We start from the raw sequence: 1,077 nt of genomic DNA, 5'->3' as shown, positions 1-1,077 counted from the left end.
ACCAGCGAAGACGTTGTCCGCCATCCTTTGGTGCAGAAAATTGTCGAAGCCTATGAAGCAGCAGAAGAACAAGCTGAAAAGAAAAACGGTGAATAATCTTTTCAAACACTTAAGGCCGTCTGAAAATCAAATTTCAGACGGCCTTTCTACATCATTTGCCTCATAATACTGCTATAATCCGAAAACCAAGTAAAACAACGACTTCAAAAGGAAAAATATGACCCTCAAGCCACCCGTCCGAATCGCCGTTACCGGCGCGGCAGGCCAAATCGCCTACGCCACCCTCTTCCGTATCGCCGGCGGCATTATGCTCGGACGCGACCAACCCGTTATCCTGCAGCTGCTCGACCTGCCGCAGGCACAACAGGCATTGCGCGGCGTGATCATGGAAATGCAGGATTGCGCCTTCCCGCTCCTTGCTGACATCTTCGCCACAGACGACCCCGAAGTCGCCTTCAAAGATGCCGACATCGCCCTCTTGATTGGAGCGCGCCCGCGTACGCAAGGCATGGAGCGCGCCGACTTGCTACACGCCAATGGCGAAATTTTCAAAGTACAAGGCGCGGCGTTGAACAAAGTTGCCAATCGCAACGTTAAAGTCCTCGTCGTCGGCAATCCGGCCAATACCAACGCCTACATCGCCATGAAATCCGCACCCGACATCCCGCCGGAAAATTTCACCGCCCTGATGCGTCTTGACCACCACCGCGCCGTCAGTCAAATTGCCGAAAAAATCAACCGCCCAATTACTTCCATCGAGCAAATGTGCGTCTGGGGAAACCATAGCCCGACCATGTACGCCGACTACCGCTACGCCACCAGCAACGGCGAGTCCGTTCAAGACATGATTACCGAACCCGACTGGAACACCGAAGTCTTCATGCCGAAAATCGCCGGACGCGGTGCCGCCATTATCGCCGCACGCGGCTCATCATCCGCAGCTTCCGCCGCCAATGCCGCCATCTACCACCTGCGCGACTGGTTGCTCGGCAGTAGTGGCAAATGGATAACCATGGGCGTTCCATCCGACGGCTCTTACGGCATTCCCGAAGGTTTGATTTTCGGCTTCCCCGTCAT

At 54.9% G+C, this 1,077-nt stretch carries 1 protein-coding gene; it reads left to right on the top strand.

Annotated features, from left to right (window positions below):
* Positions 1-217: 217 nt before the first annotated feature.
* On the top strand, positions 218-1,077 hold an 860-nt coding region (locus tag ACTHS3_RS14230), incomplete at its 3' end, for a malate dehydrogenase (RefSeq protein WP_440368275.1).

The sequence above is a fragment of the Neisseria sp. P0009.S007 genome (assembly GCF_051962515.1).
This window is presented reverse-complemented; position numbering and strand designations above follow the sequence as displayed.